Source organism: Betaproteobacteria bacterium, from assembly GCA_016791345.1.
GTDB lineage: Bacteria > Pseudomonadota > Gammaproteobacteria > Burkholderiales > JAEUMW01 > JAEUMW01.
In genome coordinates this window covers 1-7,616 of the sequence record JAEUMW010000122.1, presented here as the reverse complement: position 1 = coordinate 7,616, position 7,616 = coordinate 1, and the positions used below count along the sequence as shown (strand labels likewise).

Here is a 7,616-nt window from a genome sequence, read left to right as displayed (position 1 = left end):
GCATGGTTGAGCTCGCATGAAGGCGAATCGTCGCCGAGCATGTCGCGCCCGTTGTCGGTGAACCAGAGGGTACGATCCTCCGGATTCCAGTCGAAGCCGACGGTGTTGCGCACGCCGGCGGCAAAGAGTTCGAGGTTGGTGCCGTCAGGCTTCATGCGCATGATGTTCGCGTACTTCTGCGGGTCCGGTGCGCAGATGTTGCACGGCGCGCCGACCGGAACGTAGAGCCAGCCGTCCGGTCCGAAAGCGATGAACTTCCAGCCGTGATGGGCCTCGCGCGGCAGTGCATCGTTGATCACCACCGGCTTGTGCGGTCCTGCCGGATGAGCCGCCACATCGTCGAAGCGCAGGATGCGGTTGATCTCTGCCACGTACAGGCTGCCATCGCGATACGCCACACCGTTCGGTGAATTGAGCCCTTCGGCTACGGTGATCACCTGATCTGCCTTGCCGTCGTGGTCGTCGTCGATCACGGCATAGACCTTCCCGGTACTGAGCGTTCCGACATAGACCGTGCCGTTGGTCCCCAGCGTGAGCGACCGCGCTCCCGGGACGTTGTCGGCGTAGATCGCGATCTCGAATCCGGGGGGGAGCTGGATCTTCTCCAGTGGCAGCGAGCGAGCCGCGGCCAGCCGAACCGGAAGGACAGCGACGAGCAGCAGTGCGAGCCAGAAGGTCTTGGCGAAGAGATTCATGAGGGAGCGCGCTACAGCCGGTAGGAGGAAGCGTCTACCATACACCCCGTGACGAATCGAATCGACACGCAGCACACCTTGATCTTCGCCCAGATTTCCGACTTGCATGTCACCGTACCAGGGCACGCCTGCATGGGGCGCGTCGATACGGCCGGACTGCTCGGCACCTGTGTCGCCCGACTCGCCGAACTCGATCCCGCGCCGCAGTTCGTGGTTGCCAGCGGCGATCTGGTCGACATCGCAACTGTCGAGGCGTATGCGCAGTTCCGCGCGCTGCTCTCGCCACTTTCCATGCCGGTGTACGTGATTCCCGGGAATCACGACGATCGGGACCAACTGCGTGCGGCGTTCTCCGATCATCCATGGCTGCCGCGCTCGGGGTTTCTGCAGTACGTGATCGACGCCGACCCGCTGCGCCTCGTGTTCCTCGATACGCTGGTTCCGGGGCAGGATGGCGGCGAGTTATGCGACGTGCGCCTGAGCTGGCTCGCGGAACACCTTGCGGAAGCACCCGAGCGGCCGACCGTGCTCGTGATGCATCACCCGCCGTTTCTGACCGGCGTCGCGAACCTCGACGACATGGGGCTCGCCGGTGCGGAAGCACTTGCCCGCCTGCTCGGGCGCTTTCCGCAGGTCGAGCGCATTCTGTGCGGGCATCTGCACCGTTCGATACAGGTGCGCTGGCAGGGCGTGCTCGCCTCGGTCTGTCCGAGCACGGCGCACCAGGTCGCGCTCGACCTGCGACCGCATGAGGCGCTCTGCTATACCTTGGAGCCACCGGGGTTCCAGCTGCACACCTGGACGGCCGCGACCGGTCTCGTCAGCCATACGCTCGTCACCGGCCGCTATCCCGGCCCCTATTCCTTCTAGTCCCGGCCATCGTGGAGTTCGTCGAGCTGATCGCCGGCCTGCTCGCCTGCGCCGTCGCGCTGAGCTGGCTGGCACGCCGGATCAACGTGCCGTATCCGATCGCGCTGGTGATCGGTGGGGCGGCCCTGGGGTTTCTCCCTTTCGGCCCGAAGGTGGAGCTCGACCCGAATCTGGTGCTGGTGACCATTCTGCCGCCGGTTCTCTACGTCGCGGCGCTGCAGACTTCGTGGCGCGACTTCAAGCGCAACCTGCGACCCATCACCATGCTGGCGGTGCCGCTCGTGATCGTGACCACGCTGGCGGTGGCCGTGGTCATGAAGCTGCTGGTTCCGGACATGCCGTGGGCGGTGGCGTTCGCGCTCGGAGCGATCGTCTCGCCGCCGGATGCGGTGGCAGCGACCGCGGTGCTCAATCGACTGCGCATGCCGCACCGCGTGGTGACGATTCTGGAGGGGGAGAGTCTGGTCAACGACGCGACCGGGCTCGTGCTCTACAAGTTCGCCGTCGCGGCTGCGCTGACGGGTGCGTTCTCGTTGCCCGATGCATTTGGAGAGTTCTTCGTCATCGCCATTGGCGGCATCGCCCTCGGGCTCATCCTGGCGCGACTGTCCGTCGCCATCCACGCGCGGCTCGATGACCCCGTGATCGAGATCCTGCTCTCGCTCCTGCTGCCGTACGTGGCCTATCTCGGGGCAGAGGCGATGCAGGTATCCGGCGTACTGGCCGTCGTCGCGGCGGGCCTGATGCGGGCCCGTTATGCGCCAGAAGTGTTCACGGCGGAAAGCAGGATTCAGGTGCAGGCGGTCTGGAGCGCGATCGAATTCCTCATGAACTGTCTGGCCTTCATTCTCATCGGGCTCGAACTGAACGACATCATCGACGACATCCATGCCGAGCCGAAGGCCCACCTCGGCTGGCTCGCGCTGGCGGTGTGCATGACCGCCGTGCTGACGCGATTCCTCTGGGTGTTCACGGCAGCCTTCGCACCTCGGTTTCTCAACCCGTTGCTGCGGACGGACGACGCCTATCCGCCGTGGCAGCCGGTCGCCATCGTTTCGTGGTGCGGGATGCGCGGCATCGTCTCCCTCGCGGCCGTTCTCGCGCTGCCACATCTGCTGCCCGACGGAACGGCCTTCCCTTATCGGAGCCTGGTGCTTTGTCTTGCCTTCGCGGTCATTCTGTTCACCCTCGTCGTCCAGGGGTTGACCCTTGCGCCGCTGATCCGCCTGCTGCACCAGGGCACCGACTGGAGCCCGCTGGAAGAGGAACAGCTGGCGCGGGAAGCGATGACGCGCGCCGGGCTCGCCGAGGTCGACCGCTTCAGTGAGGCGGAGCGCATCCCGCACCACATCAGCGACCCGCTGCGATCCGAGTATGAGATCCGTCTGCGGTGCGTCGACCCGCGCCAACTCGCTTTTGCCGACGTCGACAATCTCGCCCTCCGGCTGCGCAGCGCCGTGGTGCGCGCCGAGCGGCGCGAGCTGATCCGCCTGTGGCGCGAGGAGGCGATCGGCGCCGAAGCGCTGCAGTCGCTGCAGCGTGAACTCGACTACGAGGAGGCGCGGCTCAACGGCAGACGCACCGGTTCTTGAAAAATCGCCTGCGCGCCCCAAGTTGCAGGCATTCGTTCAGTCAGGGAGCTTTGCCCACCGTGGAGACCACCACCGCTACCAAGGAAACGCTCGGCTTTCAGGCCGAGGTCAAGCAGCTGCTCAACCTCATGATCCACTCCTTGTACAGCAACAAGGAGATCTTCCTGCGCGAGCTCGTTTCCAACGCCTCCGACGCCTGCGACAAGCTGCGCTTCGAGGCCCTTTCCGATCCCAGCCTGTTCGAGGGCGATTCCGACCTCAAGATCCGCGTGAGCTTCGACAAGGAAGCGCGCACGATCACGGTGTCCGACAACGGCATCGGCATGTCGCGGCAGGAAGTGATCGACCATATCGGCACCATCGCCAAGTCCGGCACCCGCGAATTCTTCCAGGCGCTGACTGGCGATCAGGCCAAGGACGCCCGCCTCATCGGGCAGTTCGGCGTCGGCTTCTATTCCGCCTTCATCGTCGCGGACAGGGTCACCGTCGTCACGCGTCGCGCCGGGCTGGGGCACGAGCACGCCGTGCGCTGGGAGTCGGCCGGTGAGGGCGATTACACGATCGAGACGATCGAGCGCGCCGCGCGCGGCACCGACGTCATCCTGCACCTGCGCGAGGGCGAGGACGAGTTCCTCGACAGCTGGCGCCTCAAGTCGGTCATCCGCAAGTACTCCGACCACATCCAGGCGCCGATCGTGATGGTGAAGGAGCAGTGGGACGAGGAAAAGAAGGCGGACGTCCTCACCCACGACACCGAGGTCGTCAATCAGGCGTCCGCGCTGTGGGCGCGCCCTAAGTCCGAGATCACCGACGAGCAGTATGTCGAGTTCTACAAGCACGTCGCGCACGATTTCGAGCCGCCGCTTGCGCACGTCCACGCCAGGGTCGAGGGCAAGCAGGAATACACGCATCTTCTCTACCTGCCCGCGCACGCGCCGTTCGACCTCTGGGACCGCGAGCACCGTCACGGCATCAAGCTCTACGTGCGCCGCGTCTTCATCATGGACGACGCGGAGCAGCTCATGCCGGTGTACCTGCGCTTCGTGCGCGGCGTCATCGACTCGAACGACCTGCCGCTCAACGTCTCGCGCGAGATCCTGCAGCATTCGCGCGACGTCGAGGCGATTCGCGCCGGCTCGGTGAAGAAGGTGCTCGGGCTGGTCGAAGACCTCGCCGCCAACCAGCCGGACAAGTTCACCACCTTCTGGCGCGAGTTCGGGCGTGCGTTCAAGGAAGGGGTGGGCGAGGATCACGCCAACCGCGAGCGCATCGCGAAGCTCCTGCGCTTTGCCTCCAGCCACAACGACACGGATGCGCAGACGGTGTCGCTTGCCGATTACGTGTCGCGCATGAAGGAAGGGCAGGAGAAGATCTATTACATCACGGCCGACACCTTCGCCGCCGCGAAGAACAGCCCGCACCTGGAAATCTTCCGCAAGAAGGGCATCGAGGTGCTGCTGATGTACGACCGGGTGGACGAATGGGTGACGTCGCACCTGCACGAGTTCGAGGGCAAGTCACTGCAGTCGGTGGCGAAGGGCGATCTCGACCTGGGCAAGCTCGCCGACGAGGAGGAGAAGAAGGAGCAGGAGCGCGAAGCCGGCGAGCTCAAGGACCTGACCGACCGCATCGCCAAGGTGCTGGGCGAAAGGGTGAAGGAAGTGCGCGTCACGCACCGCCTGACGAGCTCGCCTGCCTGCCTCGTCGCCGATCAGTACGGCATGAGCGGCAACCTCGAGCGCCTGCTCAAGGCAGCCGGCCAGAACGTTCCGACGACGAAGCCGATCCTAGAGATCAACCCGCGCCACCCGCTGGTCGAGCGGCTGAAGGTCGAAAGCGCCGGCGCGCGCTTCGACGACCTCGCGAGCGTCATATTCGACCAGGCGCTCCTCGCCGAGGGCGGACAGCTCGACGACCCGGCTTCGTTCGTCCGCCGGCTCAACGAGCTCATGCTGTCGATGTCGGCAGGCGCGGCAACCCCTCCGGCGGGCGAAGAGAACCGCTGACCCGGCAGGGCGAGGGTCGTCACGGTCGCTCCCAGCGCGCCTCGCAGATCACGACGAACCGTCTCGTCTCATGCGCGTCCTCCTGTTCCTTCTCATGCTGGGGGTGTTCGGCCTTGCGCTCTGGCTGAGTTTCCGCGGCCCGAGCATGGCGGAATGGGAGGCGGACTGCGCGAAGAGGTGTGCAGCGGAGGGCTTCGCGAGCTACGCGTTCACGCGCCCAGGCAGTGGCGCGCCGCGCGACCCGGTCGTCCAGGAGTCCTGCCGGTGCGTACGCTGAAGGCGCACCCGGCGGTTCCCGCCGTGGGCGCTCAGGACCAGCGCGGCGGGCGTTTCTGCAGGAAGGCGTCGAGACCTTCCTGGGTCTCGGCGGTGAAGAGGGTGCGCGTGATTTCGTCGGCCGCCAGCGAATACGCGCCCTCGGCGTTCATCTCGATCTGCTCGTAAAACACCCGTTTGCCGTCTGCGATGGCCTGCCGCGGTTTGGCGGTGATCTTCGCGGCGAGCGCGTGTACTGCCGCGTCGAGCGCGTCGGGCGCCACGACATGGTTGACGAGACCGCAGGCGAGGGCGGCCTGCGCGTCGAAATAGTCACCCGTGAGCAGCATTTCCAGCGCCTTCTTGCGCGGGACGTTGCGTGAGAGCGCCACGCCGGGCGTGCTGCAGAACAGGCCGACGTTGATGCCGGAGGTGGCGAAGCGGGCCTCGCTCGACGCGACTGCGAGATCGCAGGCAGCGACGAGCTGGCATCCGGCCGCAGTCGCGACGCCGTGCACGCGGGCGATCACCGGCTGCGGCAGATTCATCATGCTGAGCATCGCCTCGCCGCAGAGTGCAAACACGGGATGCGCCAGGACCGGATCGTTGAAGGTCTTGAGTTCCTTGAGATCGTGACCGGCGCAGAAAGCCTTGCCGGCGCCCGCGAGCACCACCACGCGCACCGACTCGTCGCCGTGGAGTTTCGCAAGCTCCGCCGCCAGCGCTTCGATGAGCGCGCGCGACAGCGCGTTGAACTGCGCCGGCCGGTTGAGGGTCAGGGTCGTGACGCCCGCTTCGTCCTGCCGCAGAACGAGGGGTGCAGCGTCGCCGGCTACGGCGGGAGAACTCATCTCGCGATTTCCGCGGGACGTCAGAACGCCGGCTTGACCTTGGCGTTGTTGTAGCCTTCGACGCCGGCCAGGATTTCCTTCTTCGCCTCCTCCGGACCGTACCATCCCTTGATCTTCACCCACTTGCCGCGCTCCAGGTCCTTGTAGTGCTCGAAGAAGTGGGTGATCTGGGCGAGTCGCATTTCGGGCAGATCGCGCGGGGTCTCGATCTCGCGGAAGGCCGGCCACAGCTTTTCTACCGGCACGGCGAGGAGCTTCGAGTCGTCGCCTGCCTCGTCCTCCATCTTGAGAACCCCGACCGGCCGACAGCGGATGACGGAACCGGAGATGAGCGGCACCGGCGTGATCACCAGCACGTCGACCGGGTCGCCGTCGTCCGACAGGGTGTGCGGGATGTAGCCGTAATTGCAGGGATAGTGCATCGCCGTTGCCATGAAACGATCCACGAACATCGCCCCGCTGTCCTTGTCCACCTCGTACTTCACCGGATCCCCGCGCATCGGAATCTCGATGATGACGTTGAAATCGTTCGGCAGATCTTTGCCGGAAGGGACGTTTTGCAGGCTCATCGCGGAATCGGCTCCATGGGCGGACGGGGAACGCGCCATTATAGCTGCGGTAGCTCCCGGTTGTGGGGTGGCGGAAGGGGCAGCGATAATGGCGCAGCCCGTCTCAGGAGGAGATCGTCGTGAAACTGTACGATGCCGAACGCTCCGGCAACTGCCACAAGATCCGACTCCTGCTTTCGCTGACCGGCACCCCCTATGAGCGGATCGCCGTCGATCTGGCGGTGGGCGAGCAGCGGACGGCGGCCTACCGGCAGCTCAATCCGCGCGGTCAGGTGCCGGTGCTCGACGACGGCGGCACGGTGATCTGGGATTCCACTGCGATCCTCGTCTACCTGGCACGCCGCCTGGGCCGCGAGGATCTGCTGCCGCTCGACGCGCTCGGCATGGCGGCCGTCATGCAGTGGCTGGCGCTGGCGCAGAACGAAATTCTCTACGGCCTGGCGCGGGCCCGCGCGGTGCTGCGCTTCGGACGGGTTGCGGACCTCGCCGAAGCTCAGGCAGCCGGACGCGCGGCGCTGGCCGTGCTGGAAGAGCGTCTCGCGGTGCATCCCTGGCTCGCGCTCGACCGCCTCACGCTAGCCGACATCGCCTGCTATCCCTATGCGGCGCTCGCCCCGGAAGGGGACATCGGGCTGGAGCCGTACCCCGCGGTATCTGCCTGGATGGAGCGCATTGCCGCGCTGCCGGGCCATGCGCCGCTGCCGCGCCCGAGCTGAAGCGTCGCGCCACCCCGCTTTTTCGCTCCTGCGGTTATGATGTGTTGGTCAGGCGAGCTTAG

At 65.9% G+C, this 7,616-nt stretch carries 8 protein-coding genes; 5 read left to right on the top strand and 3 right to left on the bottom strand.

Annotated elements, in window-relative coordinates:
* The coding region (locus JNK68_04885; GenBank protein MBL8539688.1) for a sorbosone dehydrogenase family protein at positions 1-695 on the bottom strand (695 nt) is incomplete at its 3' end.
* Between the two features lie 78 nt (positions 696-773).
* On the opposite strand from JNK68_04885, the gene JNK68_04880 reads away from it, so the two are divergent.
* The 4 genes from JNK68_04880 to JNK68_04865 all read left to right on the top strand — a co-directional run bounded on the left by JNK68_04880 (position 774) and on the right by JNK68_04865 (position 5,440).
* Complete coding sequence (locus tag JNK68_04880) at positions 774-1,565, top strand: phosphodiesterase (protein MBL8539687.1); 792 nt, start codon at positions 774-776, stop codon at positions 1,563-1,565.
* Between the two features lie 11 nt (positions 1,566-1,576).
* Positions 1,577-3,157 (top strand): Na+/H+ antiporter, encoded by a 1,581-nt coding sequence (locus JNK68_04875; protein ID MBL8539686.1) that lies wholly within the window; start codon positions 1,577-1,579, stop codon positions 3,155-3,157.
* Between the two features lie 128 nt (positions 3,158-3,285).
* On the top strand, positions 3,286-5,163 hold the full coding sequence (htpG, locus tag JNK68_04870; protein MBL8539685.1) for a molecular chaperone HtpG: 1,878 nt from the start codon (positions 3,286-3,288) through the stop codon (positions 5,161-5,163).
* Between the two features lie 70 nt (positions 5,164-5,233).
* The gene (locus JNK68_04865) at positions 5,234-5,440 is read left to right on the top strand and encodes a hypothetical protein (GenBank protein ID MBL8539684.1); all 207 of its coding nucleotides are present in this window, start codon (positions 5,234-5,236) and stop codon (positions 5,438-5,440) included.
* A 31-nt stretch (positions 5,441-5,471) separates the two neighbouring features.
* Here JNK68_04865 and JNK68_04860 read toward each other — a convergent pair whose 3' ends face one another.
* Both JNK68_04860 and ppa read right to left on the bottom strand, forming a co-directional pair.
* Positions 5,472-6,269 (bottom strand): enoyl-CoA hydratase, encoded by a 798-nt coding sequence (locus JNK68_04860; GenBank protein MBL8539683.1) that lies wholly within the window; start codon positions 6,267-6,269, stop codon positions 5,472-5,474.
* Between the two features lie 20 nt (positions 6,270-6,289).
* Positions 6,290-6,838: an inorganic diphosphatase gene (gene ppa, locus JNK68_04855; GenBank protein ID MBL8539682.1), complete on the bottom strand. Its 549-nt coding sequence runs from the start codon at positions 6,836-6,838 to the stop codon at positions 6,290-6,292.
* Between the two features lie 119 nt (positions 6,839-6,957).
* Between ppa and JNK68_04850 the strand changes: the two genes are divergently transcribed.
* Entirely contained in the window at positions 6,958-7,554 is a 597-nt protein-coding gene (locus JNK68_04850) for a glutathione S-transferase family protein (protein MBL8539681.1), read from the top strand.
* Positions 7,555-7,616 lie beyond the last annotated feature (62 nt).

Excerpts from the sequence above, each read along its gene's own strand:
- htpG (MBL8539685.1), top strand. The coding sequence starts at position 3,286 with ATGATCCACTCCTTGTACAGCAACAAGGAGATCTTCCTGCGCGAGCTC.
- JNK68_04865 (MBL8539684.1), top strand. The coding sequence starts at position 5,234 with ATGCGCGTCCTCCTGTTCCTTCTCATGCTGGGGGTGTTCGGCCTTGCG.
- JNK68_04860 (MBL8539683.1), bottom strand. The coding sequence starts at position 6,269 with ATGAGTTCTCCCGCCGTAGCCGGCGACGCTGCACCCCTCGTTCTGCGG.
- ppa (MBL8539682.1), bottom strand. The coding sequence starts at position 6,838 with ATGAGCCTGCAAAACGTCCCTTCCGGCAAAGATCTGCCGAACGATTTC.